The sequence below is a fragment of the Fusicatenibacter sp. genome, from assembly GCF_977045365.1.
The window spans coordinates 1-17,589 of the sequence record NZ_CDRRUH010000063.1 but is presented as its reverse complement, the minus strand read 5'-3'; the positions used below and the strand labels follow the sequence as shown (position 1 = coordinate 17,589).

Annotated in this window: 13 protein-coding genes; 8 read left to right on the top strand and 5 right to left on the bottom strand. The window is 50.6% G+C overall.

All coding sequences use genetic code 11. The features are described 5' to 3' along the window. Window positions 1-43: 43 nt before the first annotated feature. Entirely contained in the window at window positions 44-1,705 is a 1,662-nt protein-coding gene (locus tag ACY2VW_RS12140; RefSeq protein ID WP_461873041.1) for a Na/Pi cotransporter family protein, read from the top strand. Between the two features lie 117 nt (window positions 1,706-1,822). On the opposite strand, the gene ACY2VW_RS12135 is transcribed toward ACY2VW_RS12140, so the two are convergent. Then, a complete protein-coding gene (locus ACY2VW_RS12135; protein ID WP_461878250.1) occupies window positions 1,823-3,295 on the bottom strand; it encodes a S1C family serine protease in 1,473 nt (490 codons plus the stop codon). Window positions 3,296-3,508: 213 nt separating this feature from the next. Between ACY2VW_RS12135 and ACY2VW_RS12130 the strand changes: the two genes are divergently transcribed. Together ACY2VW_RS12130 and feoB are read left to right on the top strand one after the other, a co-directional pair. Next, window positions 3,509-5,038 (top strand): ASKHA domain-containing protein, encoded by a 1,530-nt coding sequence (locus ACY2VW_RS12130; RefSeq protein WP_461878249.1) that lies wholly within the window; start codon window positions 3,509-3,511, stop codon window positions 5,036-5,038. A 76-nt stretch (window positions 5,039-5,114) separates the two neighbouring features. After that, complete coding sequence (gene feoB, locus ACY2VW_RS12125; RefSeq protein WP_461878248.1) at window positions 5,115-7,460, top strand: ferrous iron transport protein B; 2,346 nt, start codon at window positions 5,115-5,117, stop codon at window positions 7,458-7,460. Between the two features lie 99 nt (window positions 7,461-7,559). On the opposite strand, the gene ACY2VW_RS12120 is transcribed toward feoB, so the two are convergent. Further along, window positions 7,560-8,351, bottom strand: a complete 792-nt coding sequence (locus ACY2VW_RS12120) for a hypothetical protein (RefSeq protein ID WP_461878247.1) — start codon at window positions 8,349-8,351, stop codon at window positions 7,560-7,562. 353 nt (window positions 8,352-8,704) lie between these two features. Here ACY2VW_RS12120 and pfkB point away from each other — a divergent pair, with 353 nt between their 5' ends. From pfkB to ACY2VW_RS12095, 5 genes are all read left to right on the top strand, one after another. Next, window positions 8,705-9,613, top strand: coding sequence for a 1-phosphofructokinase (gene pfkB, locus ACY2VW_RS12115; protein ID WP_461878246.1), 909 nt, complete (start codon window positions 8,705-8,707; stop codon window positions 9,611-9,613). Window positions 9,614-9,628: 15 nt separating this feature from the next. Further along, a complete protein-coding gene (locus ACY2VW_RS12110; protein WP_461878245.1) occupies window positions 9,629-11,542 on the top strand; it encodes a PTS fructose transporter subunit IIABC in 1,914 nt (637 codons plus the stop codon). A 68-nt stretch (window positions 11,543-11,610) separates the two neighbouring features. Next, window positions 11,611-11,868: an HPr family phosphocarrier protein gene (locus tag ACY2VW_RS12105; protein ID WP_022463097.1), complete on the top strand. Its 258-nt coding sequence runs from the start codon at window positions 11,611-11,613 to the stop codon at window positions 11,866-11,868. Between the two features lie 125 nt (window positions 11,869-11,993). Then, entirely contained in the window at window positions 11,994-13,643 is a 1,650-nt protein-coding gene (ptsP, locus tag ACY2VW_RS12100) for a phosphoenolpyruvate--protein phosphotransferase (RefSeq protein WP_461878244.1), read from the top strand. Continuing rightward, a complete protein-coding gene (locus ACY2VW_RS12095; RefSeq protein WP_461878243.1) occupies window positions 13,637-14,392 on the top strand; it encodes a DeoR/GlpR family DNA-binding transcription regulator in 756 nt (251 codons plus the stop codon). Before ptsP ends, ACY2VW_RS12095 begins: the two co-directional genes overlap by 7 nt. A gap of 171 nt (window positions 14,393-14,563) precedes the next feature. On the opposite strand, the gene ACY2VW_RS12090 is transcribed toward ACY2VW_RS12095, so the two are convergent. The 3 genes from ACY2VW_RS12090 to ACY2VW_RS12080 form a co-directional block, all read right to left on the bottom strand. Then, entirely contained in the window at window positions 14,564-15,496 is a 933-nt protein-coding gene (locus ACY2VW_RS12090; RefSeq protein WP_461878242.1) for a hypothetical protein, read from the bottom strand. A 715-nt stretch (window positions 15,497-16,211) separates the two neighbouring features. Beyond that, window positions 16,212-17,051, bottom strand: coding sequence for a helix-turn-helix domain-containing protein (locus tag ACY2VW_RS12085; RefSeq protein WP_461878241.1), 840 nt, complete (start codon window positions 17,049-17,051; stop codon window positions 16,212-16,214). Between the two features lie 70 nt (window positions 17,052-17,121). Continuing rightward, window positions 17,122-17,589: LysR family transcriptional regulator substrate-binding protein (locus tag ACY2VW_RS12080; RefSeq protein ID WP_461878240.1), on the bottom strand; the 468-nt coding region annotated here is incomplete at its 5' end.

Genomic DNA, 17,589 nt, shown 5'->3' with positions numbered 1-17,589 from the left:
ATTTTGAAAAGACATCAGAAAAAGACAAGGAAGAAAAAAGAATATGAGTGTAATAGTGTCTTTGATGGGCGGTCTGGGCTTCTTCTTATATGGAATGAAGCTGATGAGTGAAGGACTGCAGAAGGTTGCCGGATCCAAGATGAGAAGCATTCTGGAGGTATTTACGAAGAACCGTGTGATCGGTCTTCTGGTCGGTATTTTCTTTACCGCACTGATTCAGTCCTCCAACGCCACAACGGTTATGGTGGTCAGCTTCGTAAACTCCGGTCTGATGAAACTGGCACAGGCTCCTGGAATTATCCTCGGAGCAAACATCGGTACGACGGTTACCGGACAGCTGATCGCGTTTGACCTTGCGGATATCGCGCCGCTGTTTGTTATCATCGGTGTTCTGATGGTTATGTTCGTAAAGAACAACCTGACGATCAGCCGCCTCGGCGAGGTTATCTTAGGATTTGGTATTCTGTTCATGGGTATCTCCGGTATTTCAGGAGCTCTGAACGAAGCAAAAGAGATCCCGGCAGTTGTCAATGCCCTCGGTTCCCTGACCAATCCGTTTCTTGCGTTCTTAGTCGGCTGGGTGGCTACCGCGATTCTGCAGAGTAACTCTGCAACAGTCGGAATCATCATGCTTCTTGCAAGAGAAGGACTGATGGGACTTCCGGTCTGCCTGTTTATGATGCTTGGATGCAACATCGGATGTACGATGTCTGCCATTCTTGCCAGCTTCGGCTGCAAAAAAGATGCAAAACGTGCGGCATGTGTCCACCTGCTGTTCAACATCTCCGGAACGATTGTCTGCTCCATCATTTTCCTGCTGTTCGGAAATCAGGTGGTTGACTTCTTTATGGGCATCTCCGGAAACGAAGCAGGCCGTATGATCGCAAATGCAAACTCGATCATCAAAGTGTGTCAGGTACTCCTGATGCTGCCGTTTACCCCGCTTCTGGTGAAGGCAACGTACTTTATCATCCGCGGAAACGACGAGGAGGACAAAAAATTCGAGCTTGCCTACATCAGCTCCAAACATGCGATGTCGCCGACAACTGCCGTTCTGCAGGTTGTCCGTGAGATGGAGCGTATGGCACAGATGGCAGAAACCAATCTGATCCGTGCCATGAATACACTGGTAACCCGCGATCAGAAAGAGATTGACGAGGTTTACCGTGTCGAGGAAAACATCAATTTCCTGAACAAAGAGATTACGAACTATCTGGTTCACTTAAATCAGGCATCTCTGCCGACCGCAGACGTTATGCGCATCGGAGCACTGTTCCATGTGGTCAATGATATCGAGCGGATCGGTGACCATGCTGAGAATGTCGCAGATTCTGCCGTGCAGATGACGAATGACAATGTAACCTTCAGCAAGCAGGGTGAGCTGGATCTCTCCGAGATGCTGGATATGGTATTAAAAATTCTCGATGAGTCGATCGAAATGTTTGCAAAGAATGATCTGCAGCACCTGCAGGAGATCATTGATATCGAAAATTCCATCGACCAGGAGGAGCGGGATCTGCAGCAGAAGCATGTGGAGCGTCTGACCCGCAACGAATGTACACCGGAAGCCGGCATGATCTTCTCCGATCTTGTATCCGGACTTGAGCGTGTCGCAGACCATGCAACCAATATTGCATTCTCCATTCTGGATGAAGATCCGGAAGAGAAGGCAGCCCGTGAGGCAGTTGCAGGAGCAGAAAGATAAGAATGGATTAAGAGAATAGGAGAAAAACCCCGAAACATTGGTGTTATGTTTCGGGGCTTTTCTTTCATGCTTATGATGCTTTTTATTTATGGATTCTTTTCACGGGAGAGCAGTCAGTCAGATCGAAGGAGTAGCGGAGGTCAGGGTATTTCCCTCCTCTGCAGAGCGGGACGGACCTGCATTCTGCTGGGAATCGTTCTGCTGATCATTGGAAGAGCTGGTGCTCGTTCCGAGGGTCAGGGAGAAGGTCTTTGTCTCATAGGATCCGTTGTCTGGAACCTGTACTTCCACTTCTACGGTTTCGCCGGCAGAATAATACTGCAGCAGGGATTTCAGCTCGCTGGTGGAGGTGATGGAATGTCCGTCAAAGCTGGTCAGGACGTATCCGGATTTCAGACCTGCATTTTCAGCGGCACCGCCGGAGGTCACTTCGGAGATATAGATGCCGGCCGGCATATTGTATGCCTGCTGGATCTGGCTGCTGACATCGAGGCATTTGATGCCGATCGTTCCCTGATCTTCTGCGGCAACCTTTGTTCTGGTCTGCTCATTCATCAGATTTTCAATGATATCGGAAACACGGGAGATCGGGATTGCATAGCCCATGCCCTCTACCTCTGTAGAAGCAAGCTTTGCGGAGTTGATACCGATGACCTCTCCGTTCATGTTCAGAAGAGCGCCGCCGCTGTTGCCAGGGTTGATGGCTGCATCGGTCTGTAAGTAGGTCTTTCCGGTTGTATCGGTGGAAGAAGTATCTGCCGTTGCTCCATCGGAGCTTCCGTCAGAAGAGGAATCACTGTTGATCACACGGTTTGCAGCACTGATGATGCCGGTAGTGACAGACTGGCCGTAGCCGAGTGCGTTGCCGATCGCAACGACCTGCTCGCCGACCTCAACGGAATCGGAATCGCCCATCGTGGCAACGGCGATGCTGTTCATCGTGTCATCCGGGATCTCGGAGAGCGGAACGGCGATGACGGCAAGGTCATTGTCGGCATCGGTACCTTTGATATTTGCCTTGCAGACCTGATTGTCTACAAAGCTGACAGAAAGAGTATCGGCATCTTCTACTACATGGTTATTGGTGACGATCAGAAGCTCGGTGTCATTCTTTCCGATGATGATACCGGAACCGCAGCTTGTGGTCTCCTCGGTCTGCGGAGTCTGGGCACCGTAACCGAACATGCTGAAGTAGTTCTGTACTTCCTGTACGGACTGGTTTGTGATGGAGACGATCGACGGCATTGCGTTTTTCGCAATCGTGGAAACATCCATCGTTCCGGTGGAAGTGGAGCTTGAGGACGTGGCAGCGGCTTTTAAGAGGCTGCTGTTGGAAGTCGTCTGCTGTGCAGTGGTTGTTGTTGCAGTAGCTGTCGTGCTTCCGGCAAAGTGGTTGACTGCCTGGAAGGTACCGCCGGCAACACCGCCGAACAGAACTGCGCTTAAGGCGATGGCTCCGATTTTCTTTGCAAGCTTAGCAGCTTTTTTATTTTTGGAAGAAGGTTTCTTTCCGTTGAAGCTGTTCTGCTCTGCTGCCATCATGTTCTCATTATTGGTTTCGTTATTGTAGTTGTTTCTGTAGTCCATCATAATAAATACTTCCTTTCTGGTATCTGTATTTTAAACTGTGTTCCGGAATCGGCTTCCGGTTTTGTCGGCTTCCTTTTTTGTTTCTATGCTTTGCAGTATAATGGGAATCTGTGATGGAAATGTAGTAAAAATGTGAAAAAAATAAGTCCTCTGGAAAAGAGAAAAGTGCTACAATAAGAAACAGAAAAATGATCAGGAAATGAGGAAGTAATAATGAATAGAGGAATAACACAGAAACAGTATCTGGAGCTGGTCCCGCCGACGGAGGAGGACGCCCGCTCCAGCCAGATGCGGATACTGGATGCATTAAAAGAGAAAGGAATCACCGCATCATTTACCCTTCCAGCGCTGCAGAAACTGTATCCCATCTGCGATGAGGCAGACTATAACATAACGGTTTCCCTCGCATGGAATGGAAGCGTCTGGCAGGCGGTTGATCTGGAAGCGGGCAATACAGCAGCAGAGCATTACGGCTATGCCGCTGATCTTGGAAGTACGACCGTCGTTGTGCGCCTGGTAAACTGCGGCGACGGCACCGTGCTTGCCGAGGAGAGCGAATACAACCGCCAGACTGCCTATGGAACCGATATTCTGACGAGAATCTTTGCCTGTAAGGATAAACCGGAGGTACTGCAGGACATCCGTGCGTGTACGATGGAGACATTTACACTGCTCTTTGAAAAACTCCGCCAAAAGACAGGAATTGCGCCGTCGGATGTTCTCTCAATGGTCGTATCCGGCAACACAACGATGATCCATTTCCTGCTGGGACTGGATCCGTTCTGTGTCTTTTCATCCCCATACGCCGTGCGTGCGGACCGCGTCGGATTCCTTCCGGCGAAAGAGATGGGATTTCCCATGAAGGGATGTGTCTACTGCGTGCCGGGAAAATCCAATTACCTGGGCGGTGATATATTAAGCGGCATGATCGCAACGGAACTCTATAAAAAAGAAACGATCAGTGTCTTTTTTGATATCGGAACGAACGGCGAGCTTGTCGTCGGAAACCGGGAATTTCTGCTCTGCGGCGCAGGCGCTGCCGGTCCGGCGCTCGAGGGCGGCGTGGTCAAAACCGGCATGCGAGCGGCAGAAGGCGCTGTTGATATGGTAAAAATAGAAGACGGGAAAATCCAGTGCCATGTAATCGGAGAGGGTAAGCCAAAGGGCATCTGCGGTTCCGGCATTATCGATCTGCTCGCGGAATTATTCCTAAATGGATGGATCAACCTGTTCGGCACCCTGCAGCCGGAGCGGTCCGAAAAGATCAAGGAAGACCCGGAGACGGGAGAGTGGTGCGTTGCATATAGTGAAGAGCTGTGCTTCTATCAGAGTGATATCGCCGAATTCCTTCGTACAAAGTCAGCGGCCTACACGATGGTTGAGTACATGATGCGTGAATCCGGCATTTCCATGGAAGAAATTGACCGGTTTTACGCGGCTGGTGCATTTGGAAAGCACGTTTCAAAGGAATCTGCCATCACGATCGGCATGTACCCGGATATGGACCGCAGCCGCCTGATCTGCGCCGGAAATACGTCGCTTGCGGGAGCAGAAAAAATCCTGCTGGATCGGACCTGCATCGACGATATTGACCTCATTCTGGACGAGATGGTCTACATCCAGTTCGGCCAGGTCGCCGATTTCATCTCTATGATGAAAGCGGCCCAGGCAATCCCACACACGGATCTGGAGCTGTTTCCGAGTGTACAGAAGAAGCTCGAAGAAAAACAAAAAGAGAAATAATGGCAATTGCTTGACCGCAGTCGAATCGTGTCATATACTTACTATTGATAATGAGAATCAATAAGGAGTGAAATATATGACACTGAAAGAACTGCCGATCGGCAAAACGGCGACTGTCCGCACAGTAGGAGGAGAGGGCGCGCTGCGGCAGCACTTCCTCGATATGGGAATTATTCCGGGCGCGGAGGTAACGATGGTAAAGTACGCACCGATGGGAGACCCTGTGGAAGTGCGGATTCACAGCTATGAGCTGACCCTCCGCCTCGCCGATGCCGGACGGATTGCCATTGATGAGGTGCGGGACGTCGTAAAAGAAAAAGAACAGCCGAATGCGAGAGCAATCCCGCATCCCGGCTTTGGAGAGGGCGGAAAGTACCACAATAAGGCAGAGGAGCATCCGCTGCCGGAAGGAGAACTGCTGTCCTTTGCACTGGCCGGAAACCAGAACTGCGGCAAGACCACCCTGTTCAACCAATTAACGGGATCCAACCAGCACGTCGGAAACTTCCCAGGCGTGACGGTAGACCGGAAAGACGGTGAAATCCGCGGCCAGAAAAACACGCTGGTCACCGATCTTCCCGGTATTTATTCGATGTCTCCGTATTCGAGCGAGGAGATCGTCACCCGGAACTTTGTCCTGAATGAGCATCCGCGCGGTATCATCAATATTGTAGATGCGACGAATATCGAGCGGAACCTGTATCTGACGATGCAGCTGATGGAACTCGACGTTCCGATGGTACTGGCGCTCAACATGATGGACGAGGTGCGTGAGAACGGCGGTTCCGTACTCGTCAACCAGATGGAAGAGCGTCTCGGCATCCCGGTTATTCCGATTTCCGCCGCAAAAAACGAGGGAATCGAGGAACTGGTGGCGCACGCTGTCCATGTGGCTAAATATCAGGAAAAACCGGGCAGAAAGGACTTCTGTGAGGCGGATGACCACGGCGGCGCCGTCCACCGTGCGCTGCATGCGATCATGCATCTGATCGAGGATCACGCCGCAAGGGCGGATATTCCGGTGCGGTTTGCGGCGAGCAAGCTGGCAGAGGGCGATGCGCTGATCCTGGAGCAGCTGGCCCTCGATGAAAACGAGAAAGAGATGCTCGAGCATATCGTCTGTCAGATGGAGACAGAGCGCGGTCTGGACCGCGCGGCGGCGATTGCGGATATGCGCTTTAATTTTATTGAAAAAGTCTGCCGTGAGACCGTGGTAAAACCAAAAGAGAGCCGCGAGCATGTGCGGAGTACAAAAATTGACCGTGTGCTGACCGGAAAATATACGGCTCTGCCATGTTTTGCCGGGATTATGGCGGCCGTCTTTTTCCTGACGTTCCATGTGATCGGAGCATCGCTGCAGAGTGTGCTGGAGGTTCTGATCGGAAAACTGACCGAGCTCGTGGACAGCGCCATGACAGCATGGGGCGTCAATCCGGTGCTTCATTCCCTTGTGATTGACGGTATTTTTAACGGCGTCGGAAGTGTCTTAAGCTTCCTTCCGATCATCGTCACCCTGTTCTTCTTCCTTTCCATTCTGGAGGACAGCGGCTACATGGCGCGCGTGGCATTTGTGATGGATAAGCTGCTCCGGAAAATCGGCCTCTCCGGCCGCAGTATCGTGCCGATGCTGGTCGGCTTTGGCTGTACCGTGCCGGGCGTCATGGCGAGCCGCACCCTGCCTTCCGAGCGTGACCGGAAAATGACGATCCTTTTAACTCCATTTATGAGCTGTTCGGCAAAACTCCCGATTTATGCATTCTTCACCGCCGCATTCTTCCCGAAATACAGTGCCCTTGTGATGGTACTCCTGTATTTCGGCGGTATCTTCATGGCCGTCCTGATGGCGATGCTGATGCAGGGAACCTTATTCCAGGGCGAAGCCGTTCCGTTCGTGATGGAACTTCCGAACTACCGTATGCCGGGGGCAAAAAATGTCGGACAGCTTTTGTGGGATAAGGCAAAAGACTTCCTGCAGCGGGCGTTCACCGTCATTTTCATTGCCACGATTGCGATCTGGTTTCTGCAGACCTTCGGAACGCATCTCAATGTCGTGGAGGATTCCAAGGACAGCATTCTCGCCGTGGTTTCCGGCCGTCTTGCCCCGGTTTTTCGGCCGCTTGGATTTGGTGACTGGAGAGTATCGACCGCCCTTCTGACCGGATTTATGGCAAAGGAGAGCGTCGTCTCTACACTTTCCGTACTGTTCGGCACGACCGCGCAGCTGACCGAAATCCTGACACCGGTTTCCGCATTAAGCCTTCTGGTTTTCTGCCTTCTCTATACGCCGTGCGTGGCGGCAGTCGCTTCCATCAAGCGGGAGCTTGGCGGCAGATGGGCAGCCGTCGTTGTCGTTTCCCAGTGCGTGATTGCCTGGCTGGCAGCCTTTGTCGTACATGGCTTTGCACTGCTGTTTGGCATGTAATAAAAGAACGTTAAATAAGAAAAGCTCTCCAGAACAGAAAACGCAAAATTCTGATCTGCAGAGCTTTTTGTATATGGCCAGCAAAAGAAAACGCCGGTTTTAAATTTTTCGTATCACATGCTTTAAAATTCCTGTCTTGTGGAGCAGGAAAATCGAGCAGTCCATAAACAAATGGGCAAGAAAGGTGCTCAAAATGACACCATTTGATTTCAGCAGAAATCCGACATGGAAGCCATACCAGCACACGAAGCCGGAGTAGGCGCTTATGATGACAAGAAGCGGCAGATTTTCCACCACGCTTCGCATCGTTTCAAGAAAACTCTTGACTGTAAAGTCAAAATACAGGAAGCGGCCGACCGTCAGTGTCAGGAAATAGAGAATCAGGCCGTCGTAATTCGTGTCCTCGTAGATAAAGCGGATGTACAGGAGAATCAGTACAATATAAAATACCGAAATCAGCCGCACCGATGCTTTCTGCTCCGGCTCAAGATGCGTGAGCTTTACGAGAATCACATCGAGCCAGCTCGTCAGAAAGACGGAGAGCACGATAAAGACAAGAAGCACCACATCCTGATATTTTTCCCAGTACATCGAAATCTGCGGCAGACGCTCATCGATAATGTAATAGAGGGAGAGGAAGAGAAGAATCGAAGTGCCGGAGAAAACCAGCTCATAAAAGCTTTCCACAATCTGATACTGCCTGCGCTGGTGTTTCTTCCGGCGTATTTTTTTCGCTTTTTCTTCTGTCTCCTCTTTTAGCTGCCGCTGCATCTGCAATTTTGCAATCAGAAGCACAAGGGCAAGCACCAGAATCAGGCCGAGCAGTGAGACAAGCAGAAAACTGCCCACATTGGCGGGATCAAAATAGTGAAGAATATAGTATCGTTTCAAATAAAATCACCTCTTCTGGAAATTCTTTTTTGATTTCTCTTCACTTTAGTACCAAATCCGGAAAAAGTAAAGTACAAAAATGAGAACAGAAAGAAAGTGCCTGATAAAAAATGACCGAAATGGAGAGAATAAAGTGATCGAAGCGTGACAGGGAAGAAAAGATAAAAGCCAGTCAAACTCAGTCAAAACAGGTCTGGAAAACGGAAAAATCCGTCATAAAACTCTAAAGTTATGCAAATGCGACAAAAAGAACATGTAAAATTCATGAAATATTAATGATTGATTTTGAATGAATATGACGATATAATAAGCCAATAAAAGCAAACACGATCAAAATAAAGCAGGAGGGAAATATGATTTACACAGTGACATTCAATCCGTCTCTGGACTACATTGTATCGGTGGAAGACTTCAAGCTCGGCCTTACCAACCGCACAAGCTCCGAGCTGATGCTTCCGGGCGGAAAAGGAATCAACGTATCGACCGTACTTGGAAACCTTGGAATTGAGAGCACAGCGCTCGGATTTCTGGCAGGCTTTACCGGAAAAGAAATCGCCGGACGGCTCGACCAGATGGGAATTAAAAACGGCTGCATCTGGCTGGAAGAAGGCTATTCCCGTATCAACGTCAAATTAAAGAGTATTGACGGAACCGAGATCAACGGACAGGGACCTGAAATCCCGGAGAAAAAAGTAGAAGAGCTGATGAAACAGCTTTCCGCACTTGGAGAGGACGACGTTCTCTTCCTCGCAGGCAGCATCCCGTCATCCATGGCAGACGATGCCTACCAGAAAATTATGGAAATGCTCGACGGCAGGGGCGTCCGCATCGTCGTAGACGCGACCCGCGATCTGCTGATGAAGGTTCTGTCGTACCACCCGTTCCTCATCAAGCCGAACAATCACGAGCTTGGCGAGATTTTCGGTGTGGAATTAAAGACAAGAGAGTCGGTTGTTCCGTATGCAAAACAGCTGCAGGAAAAGGGCGCGCAGAACGTTCTGGTTTCCATGGCAGGCGAAGGAGCCGTTCTCGTTGCCGCATCCGGTGAGGTCTTTGAAGCTCCGGCTCCGAAAGGAAAACTTATCAACGGTGTCGGCGCTGGCGACTCGATGGTAGCCGGATTTATGGCAGGCTACATGGAAAAAGAAGATTACCTCCACGCGTTCCATATGGGAATCGCAGCGGGAAGTGCAAGTGCTTTTTCTGAAAACCTTGCAACCCGGGAGGAAATAGCATCTGTCTACGAACAGATTACAAAATAAAAGGGAGGACGTCTCATGAGAATCACAGATTTGCTGGACATCCGCAGCATTGCACTGGATGCCGCACCGAAAAGCAAACAGGAAACGCTTGACGCAGCCGTAGCGCTGATGGTCAAAAGCGGAAAGATCACAGACGAAGATGCGTACCGCGCACAGGTTTACGCAAGAGAAGAAGAGAGCACCACAGGAATCGGAGAGGGAATTGCGATTCCGCACGGAAAATGTGATGCAGTAAACAAACCGGGCCTTGCAGCCATGGTTATCCCGAACGGCGTTGATTTTGATTCTCTCGATGGAGAGCCGGTCACCCTGCTGTTCCTCATCGCAGCGCCGAACACGAAAGACAACGTTCACCTTGATGTGTTAAGTAAACTTTCCATGATGCTGATGGATGAAGAGTTCACCAAGAGCCTTCGAAGCGCAAAGACATCGGAAGAGTTCCTTGCCATTATCGACCGCGCCGATGAAGAGAAAAAGAGCGTGGACGAGCGCCTGGCAGAGCCTGCAGAGGCAAAAGAAAATCAGGTAAAAATCCTTGCTGTTACTTCCTGCCCGACCGGTATTGCCCACACTTACATGGCTGCTGAGGGAATCGAGAAAGCAGCGAAAGCAAAAGGATGCTTCGTAAAAATCGAGACACGAGGCTCCGGCGGAGCGAAAAACGTGCTGACTGCACAGGAAATCGCCGATGCTGACTGCATCATCGTTGCAGCCGACGCACAGGTTCCGATGGACCGTTTCGACGGAAAGAAAGTCATTCAGCGCCAGGTATCCGACGGTATCAGCAAAGCAGATGAGCTGATCGAGCTTGCGATGTCCGGAAACGCACCGGTTTACAAGAGCGGCAATGCACAGGCAGCTGCGGCAAGCACGAAGAAGAACAGCGGCGGTATCGGCCACCAGCTGTATACCCAGCTGATGAACGGCGTTTCCCATATGCTTCCGTTCGTTGTCGGAGGCGGTATCCTGATCGCAATCGCATTCCTGATCGACGGACTTCTTGTTGATATGAACTCCCTTGATGCCGCAGCCAGATCAAACTTCGGTACGATTACCCCGGCTGCAGCGATGTTCAAACAGATCGGCGGCGTGGCATTCGGCTTCATGCTCCCAGTTCTTGCAGGCTACATCGCCATGGCAATCGGCGACCGGCCAGCACTTGCCCTTGGTTTTGTCGGCGGTATGATGGCATCAATCGGAACCTCCGGTTTCCTTGGAGCACTCGTTGCCGGTTTTGCAGCAGGCTACATTATCCTTGGCCTCCGCAAAGCATGTGAGAAACTTCCGGAAGCACTCGAAAAGATTGCACCGGTTCTGATTTACCCGGTAGTCGGTATTCTTGCGATGGGACTTCTGATGCTCTTCGTGGTAGAACCGGTTATGGGAACTGTCAATACGGCACTGAACAACGGTCTTGCTTCCATGGGCGGATCCAGCAAGCTGGTTCTTGGCATGATCCTCGGCGGCATGATGGCGATCGACATGGGCGGCCCGTTCAACAAAGCAGCTTACGTATTTGGATCAGCAGCCATCGCAGCAGGAAACTACGATATCATGGCATCCGTTATGATCGGCGGTATGGTTCCTCCGTGTGCGATTGCACTTGCAACCCTGCTGTTCAAAGATAAATTTACAAAAGAAGAAAGAGAATCCGGTCCGACCAACTTCATCATGGGACTCGCCTTCATCACCGAGGGTGCGATTCCATTCGCGGCAGCAGACCCGATCCACGTTCTTCCATCCTGCATCATCGGCTCCGGCCTCGCAGGTGCGCTCTCCATGGCATTTGGCTGTACCTTAATGGCACCGCACGGCGGCATCTTCGTTGTACCGGTTATGGGAAATGCGCTGCTTTACCTGGTGGCACTTGTCATCGGAACAGTGGTATCCGCAGTTCTGCTTGGAGTTTTAAAGAAAAAAACTGCATAAAAGAATGGAAAAAAGACAGAAAACAAGGTAAAATAAAAATATCAAATATCCTATGGGAGGAAAAAATCATGAAAGAATTTAAGTATGTTGTAACAGATCCAGAAGGAATCCACGCTCGTCCGGCAGGAATGCTTGTAAAAGCAGTCAAAGAATTTTCCTGTGACATCAAGATCGCAAAAGACGGAAAAGCCATGAACTGCAAAGCCATCTTCGGCATCATGGGACTGGCTGTAAAACAGGGCGAAGAAGTTACCCTGACCTTCGACGGAGCAGATGAAGATGCTGCATACGAAGCAATCAGCAATTTCATGAAAGAAAACTTATAATCATTTCGCAGTGATACAGACGGAGCGTGTTTGAAAAATTTCTAATCTTAGGAAAATCTTTTTGAACACGCTCCGGCTGTCTGGAAAGAAAATTCGGATATCGAGAACAAAGGTGGAGAAAACTTATGCAGATTTATCAGGGAAAAAGCGTATTTTCCGGCATTGCGATCGGAAAGATCCGCGTATACAAAAAAAATGAGCGTCAGGTAAAACGTATGAAAGTGGAAAATCCGGATGCGGAGATGGCACGGTTTGAGGAAGCAAAGGCAAAAGGAATCGCACAGCTCGGCGTTCTGTATGAAAAAGCATGCAAAGAGGTCGGCGAGGCCAATGCAGCGATCTTCGAAGTGCATCAGATGATGATGGAGGATGACGGCTACAATGAGTCCGTCGAGAACATCATCAAAAGCCAGGGCGTCAACGCCGAGTATGCGGTTGCAACGACGGGCGACAACTTTGCGCAGATGTTTTCTGCCATGGACGACGACTACATGAGAGAGCGCGCGGCGGACGTAAAGGATATTTCCGAGCGTCTGATTTCCATCTTAAACGGAGACGACGCTGACACATCCTTAAACGACGAACCGGCGATCATCGTGGCAGATGACCTTGCACCGTCAGAGACGGTACAGATGGATAAGGACAAGGTTCTTTCTTTTGTTACCGTACACGGTTCTTTAAATTCCCATACCGCTATCCTTGCAAGAACCATGGCGATTCCGGCACTGGTCGGAACACCGCTTCCGCTGGACGAGAGCGTAGACGGAAAGCTCGGCATCGTGGACGGATCCGACGGAACCATCTATGTGGATCCGGACGAGGAGACTCTTGCTGTCATGCAGAAGCACCGCGCCGAGGAGGAGGAAAAGAAAAAACTGCTCCTCACCTTAAAGGGAAAAGAGAATATTACACTGGACGGACAGAAAATTCTGCTGTATGCTAATATCGGAAACATCAAAGACCTTGCGGCTGTCATGCAGAACGATGCGGGCGGTATCGGCCTGTTCCGAAGCGAGTTTATCTATCTGGAGCAGGATCACTATCCAACCGAGGAGGAGCAGTTCCGCATCTACAAACAGGCAGCAGAGACGATGGCGGGAAAACGCGTCATCATCCGTACCCTCGATATCGGTGCTGACAAACAGTGCGACTATTTCGAGATGGAAAAAGAGGAGAACCCGGCACTTGGCTGCCGTGCGATCCGCATCTGCCTGACATGGCCGGAGATCTTCAAGACACAGCTTCGCGCGCTGTTCCGCGCAAGCGCATATGGAAAAATTGCCATTATGTATCCAATGATCACAAGCGTCGGTGAGGTTCGTCAGATCAAAGCGATTGTGGAGGAAGTAAAAGCTTCTCTCGCAGAGCAGGGCATTGAGTACGGAAACCCGGAGCAGGGTATCATGATCGAGACCCCGGCGGCTGCCATCATCAGCGATGAGCTGGCAAAAGAAGTTGATTTCTTCAGTATCGGAACGAATGACCTCAGCCAGTACACCCTCGCGATCGACCGTCAGAACACAAAGCTGGATCCGTTCTTTGATCCGCATCACCCGGCGATCCTGCGCATGATTCAGATGGTTGTGGAGAATGCCCACAAAGCCGGCATCTGGGCCGGTATCTGCGGCGAGCTCGGCGCTGACCAGGAGCTGACAAAAGAGTTCCTCGCGATGGGTGTGGATGAACTCTCCGTTTCTCCGGGAAGCATCCTTCCGCTCCGCAAGATCATTCTGGAAACAAACGTGGCAGAATATAAGGCAGGAAAGAAATGTTAACACAGCAGAGACATGAGATAATCTTGAAACTGTTAAAAGAAAAGGGAAGCATCACCGTGACGGAAGTCCGGGATCTTCTCGATACATCGGAGTCCACGGTACGCCGCGATATCACAGCACTCGACAAGGAGGGCAAGCTGGAAAAGGTATTCGGCGGCGCCGTGGAAGCCGGCCAGAAGGTGACGGCACACGAGTACACCGTTGCGCAGAAAAATGAGCTGAACTGCGACGCCAAACGGAAAATCGCAGAATATGCGGCCTCCCTCATTGAGCCGGACGATTTCATCTTTCTCGACGCGGGAACGACAACGGCGCATATGATCGATTTCATCCGGGCAACCTCCGCCGTTTTCGTGACAAACGCCGTCGCTCACGCACAGCGGCTGGCATCACGCGGGTTTAAGGTCATTCTGGTAGGCGGCGAGCTCAAAAGCTCCACAGAAGCCGTCGTCGGAAACCAGGCAATCCGCACGATCCAGGAGTATCATTTCACCAAAGGCTTTTTCGGAACAAATGGCGTGACAAGAAGAAGCGGCTGCACAACCCCGGACGTCAACGAGGCCGTCACCAAAAAGACCGCCATGGAACAGTGCCGCCAGTGCTACGTCCTCTGCGACGCAAGCAAATTTAACAGCATCAGCTCCGTCACCTTCGCAGACTTCGAAAAACCAATCTTCATCACCGACCGGAAAGTGATCGGATATGAGAATAGCAAACATATCATCGCGTGCGACGAAGAACAGAAATAAAAGGCCAATATCTTACACACACATAAATAGAGAAGAGTCCCTGATCTGCAAAGGAATTGTTTGCAGAGTCAGGGGCTTTTTGTATTCCTTTATAGGAAAAAATATTCAAGAAATATACCATTAATAATAGGTACTTCATGACGTATTTTATCTGCTGTGTGTGAAAAGCGTTTACTGCCGGATATATTCGCTGAAGTCCTGCATCACGCGGTCCATCAGTTCCATGTTCTGGCGGGAGTATTCCAGGGCGCTCTGACCGATCTGGTTAGTCTGATCAATGCCGGCCTGGATATATTCTTCCGTGAAGCGGAAACTGCCAAGTGATGCAATTAATGTGTCGGCGACACTGTCAAACTGGTCGGACGGGGCAATCACGCCGAACAGATCCATGGCACCACGGCTTGGTGTGATGTCAACACCGCCGATTTCATAGGAACCGGCATCGACAATCGATCCCTGGAAAATTCCCTTACAGGGCGCGCCTGTGACGGAAGTGAGGTCAGCTTTCAGCATCGACTCCGAAACGGCATACGGCGACAGAAATGTTGTGACGGGTTGCTCGACGATGTTGGAGAGATTATGGACATCCGCAAAGTTATAGGAAGATCCCATAATCGTGTAGTAGGCCGCTTCATATTCATCGAGCCCGTCAAGGCACGCGGTCAGCGTACCCGGTTTGAGAACAGGGAGGTCACTCAGATAGTCATTTCCGCCGCTCATCGCAAGATATCCGTCCTTTCCTTCCTGACTCTTAAAATACGGTCCAAGCTCTCCGTAAAAGAAAATCTGTGCATCCAGGTTCTGCGGATCATAAGCACGGAAACAGAAGCCTGCATAGGCGCCGCCGGTCTCGATGGTCCAGCCTTTCGGGAGCTGCATCGTAAAGTTGCCGCCGTCGTAGGATTCCAGCGTATACGTGCCGGAAGACGAGGAAGATGATGGAGCAGGTGCTACAGAGGATGCATCACCGGAAGATGGCTGGGAACCGGAGTCGCTGGAGGAGGATGGTGATGATGGAAGCGTCACATCCGCAGTATAGGAGTCTGCTGCAAGGCCGCGGATGTTCAGCACCTTCGCAAGATTCAGTAAATGTGTAATTTGCATGGGAAGCCGCATAAGCGCGGGTCTGTGCCAGATGCTCTTGGTATTCTGCAAAGGTGTAGAACAGCTGTTTCGGATAAAACAGGCCGGAGAGGGAAAGACACATTGGGTACTGTGCGAACTCTGCCAAATCGGAAAGAGAAAATTCATCCTCAACCGGACTGGTCTTTAAAATTTCCTCCTGTATCTGGCGCTGGGCGGCGGCATAGGATAAAATGGTGCGCCGGTCAGAAGATGGAATACCGCGGGCGGAAAGAAACGTTTCTAAAAAAGCAGCGTCCATCGTATAGAGCGGGAGTGCGGACAGAATATTCCTGCGTTTTCCGTTCTGGTGGGAATCTGCTACGAGAAAAGCCTGCAAAGCACCCGCCTTATCCGCAAGGTAAATATCCATCAGCGGACTGGCATTCTTTAAGAGTTCTTCGGCCCGCTTCCGGTAATAGGCGACTTCCTCTTTTGATTTTGTCAGGTAATACTTTCCGTCACTGTGAAAACCGCTGATCGCTTCGCCGGTCAGCGCCGCCGGGCCGGATACCTTCAGAAAATGCAGAAATACGTTGTTCTGCACACCTTTTAAGTAGTACGGCGAAATCTGTCCCGTCATATACATCGGAATCCAGCTTTCCAGCCCGAGCATCATTTCGTCAAACGACCGGTCGAGGTTGTGGATCTGGTGGAGATGAAGGCCTTTTTTCAGCATCATCGCCATGCCGAACATCTACTTTTTTGGAAAGTCAGGGTCTTTTGCCATCTCGCTCATCGGCATATCACTGTACATAATCACGGACTCCATTGAGCGCGACAGAACCGTGGCTTTTAAGAAGTCAAGCTCACTTTCCATCATGTCGTGGATGCCGAAGTACGATTTCGAGGTCGGGAGGTGGAACGGCATGGCGGGAGGGAGCTTCAGTTCATCGAAATGGATTGCTTTGATGTATTCATTCAGATCGAAGGCATCAAGCTTCGAAAGAAAATGTGAGACGCTGTCTTCCCGTTTCCCTTTTGCTTCCAGCAGATACGTCTGAAGCTTCTGAAAACGGACGGAAGGATCGGCAAGGGATTCGGCCGTGCAGCCAAAGAGCTCAGCAAGGACAGCTTTTTCTGAGGCGGAATCCATTTCTTTGGCGATATACCCCGCAATTACAGCAGCAAATTTTTCCGGCTCTGCAATCTGGCGGGAGCCGCTGCGGAAACGGAAAATGGTGGAGGTATCGTAGTTCGTGTACTGGCATAGCCGGGAGATGTTGATGTTCAGCAGTGAGATCAACGTATTGAAATTATACCGGAGCTGCTCACGGTCAACAGTGACAAGATCCTCGCAGGAGAGGAAGCTCTCCCGTACTGCATCGGCTGTAAGCGTGGAATTTCCCTTGTGTTCCGAGATCCTGGCAATGGCAGAACAGAGCTGGGAAAAGGCGGAAGAGCGCATATCCGGAACGCGTTCTCCAGAGCGGTAGCGGCTGAGTGTAGCCGCGGACAGACCGGAAAGCTCACTTAATTCTTTCGCCGTGCAGGGAAGCATCTGGATGTATTCGTTTAATTTTTCATGAAAGTTCATTACACACCTCGTTTCTTCTGAAAGACAGGTAATTTCTGTGACTTTATTATACAGGGAAAGTTTTAATGTGTCAGGTTTCATTCCACATTTTCAAAAAATCCCAAAGCTCCGATGGAAGGCGCCCCTTGCGCCAGGCGAGCAGGATTTCCGTTGTAAGGTCTGCGTCCGTGATGGCGCAGGCCTTTAATTGATGGGAAAGCGGCAGCATGGAGGCGGGCAGAAGAGCAATGCCAAGCCCTTTTTCCGCCATCGTCATTGCCGTGCGGGCATCCTCACAGGTCAGATAGATGTCGCAGAACAGACCGGCCTGTTCGAAAGCGGAGAGCATATATTTTCGGTAGCGGTTGGAAAGAATCAGCGGCTGTTCGGCAAGTTCGGTAAGAGAAAGCGTGTCGCGCTCCGCAAAAAGCGGGTGGTCCGGGAGTGCCATGGCGGTGATGCTTTCTTTTAGGAGTGTTTTTGTTTCACAGCCGTTTAAAACGATCGGTGTGCGCAGCGTAGTAAGATCGATCACATGATTTTCCAGCTGATCCTTGAG